General features: G+C 44.4%; 1 protein-coding gene. It reads left to right on the top strand.

Features of this window, described 5'->3' with window-relative positions:
• Positions 1-92: 92 nt before the first annotated feature.
• A complete protein-coding gene (locus LRR81_RS21090) occupies positions 93-1,472 on the top strand; it encodes a transposase (RefSeq protein ID WP_231791389.1) in 1,380 nt (459 codons plus the stop codon).
• The last annotated feature ends 82 nt before the right edge of the window (positions 1,473-1,554 follow it).

The raw sequence follows: 1,554 nt of genomic DNA, 5'->3' as shown, positions 1-1,554 counted from the left end.
TCATTCTGTTGAAAAAGCAGCTTGTCAATGGACAGACCAGTTAAAAACCTTGTAAAATCTCCTCAAACTTACTAGTAAGAGGAGGTTTTTTTATGCTTTTTTCTTATTCCTCTCAGGAAGTTGCGCAGAACAGAGAATTTTATCTTAAAGGCTATGATGCGAAACATGGATTGGTGAGTTTGGATAGCTTGATGAATTGGCATCACCTATTTCAGAATCTAAAAAAATATTACCCCAAATCAAATGGCCGCCCTTCTGCTGATCCGATCATCCTGGTCAAAATCCTTATGATTCAGTCACTGGAAGGCTTTCGCTCCGTACGTTCAACCTGTAAACAGGTCAGTCAAAATATGACCTATCGCTGGTTTCTTGGAATCTCGCCCTTTACATGCATTCCTCATCATTCCACTATTTCCAAGTTTCTATGGAAACGCCTCGGCGGGCCTCACTTTTGGAGAAAGCTTTTCGGTGAACAGTTGAAAATGATCCATAGGGAAGGATTTCTCTCTCATGAAACATGGGTGGCAGACGAAACAGAGTTAAAGGCCAATGCGAACAAGCGAATTCGTCAGTCAGAGTATATCGAAAGAGTCATCGAAGAAAACGAGGAGGACCTCAAGCAGATCAACCATTTTCGAAAAAGGAACGGCAAGAAACCACTAAAACCCAAGGGGTCCAAGATGATTTTAAAAAGGAAAAACTGGAGTCCTGTCGACCCGGATGCCGCCTTGTCTGTCAAACATGAAAAACGCGGCAGGTTCGCCTATTTTGAACACCGGATCGTCGACTCCCTCCACAATTTCATTATTGGGACAGAGGTCACCGCCGCCAATGTGCCGGGGCATAAGATTCTTCTTTCCCAGCTAGATTCCCTTCAGGATTTGTTCGGTAGGTACTGCGGTGAGATTGCGCTTGATTCCGGGTATTATCAAGCCAGGCTTGCCAAGGGGCTGTTCGAACGGAGTATTTTCGCTTATATTTCCTACCGGCGAACCCATTCAAAGGAACATCCCCAGTGCCGGCGGACACAATTCCAGCGAGTGAAAGAAAATCTCTACAGCTGCCCCTGCGGGGTACCTTTTTATTACCAAACCACCACCCGCCAAGGGTACCATGAATTCAAGCCTCCAAAAGGAAGCTGTGATGGCTGTCCATTCGCTAAGAAGCAGGGAGAAGACCGAATTCTTCGGATATCCATTCACCAGGAAACCTATGATAATCTGCATAAACAGCGCCTTTCAACCCGCGGAAAGATTCTAAGGTCCGTAAGGCCGGCAACTGTGGAACTTAGTTTTGCCCATAGTAAAGAACTCCACGGTTTGCGCTATGCGCGGTACCGTGGAGTTCAGAAAGTGAAAACTCAAGTTTTGATGACGGCCATCATACAAAACTTGAAAAAGTGGGCCAAACTCCGCTCGTTACAGAAAATTGGTCTCCACCTCACATATAAAATTATAGAAGATTCTGTCTGATTGTTCAAACCATTATATTTCTGAAAAATCACCAGAAAGTTCACAGAAATTCCATGGACACAATTGTTTTTCAACAATGTGA

Source organism: Metabacillus kandeliae (assembly GCF_021166585.1).
GTDB lineage: Bacteria > Bacillota > Bacilli > Bacillales > Bacillaceae > Metabacillus_B > Metabacillus_B kandeliae.
This window is presented reverse-complemented; position numbering and strand designations above follow the sequence as displayed.

Excerpts from the sequence above, each read along its gene's own strand:
- LRR81_RS21090 (WP_231791389.1), top strand. The coding sequence starts at position 93 with ATGCTTTTTTCTTATTCCTCTCAGGAAGTTGCGCAGAACAGAGAATTT.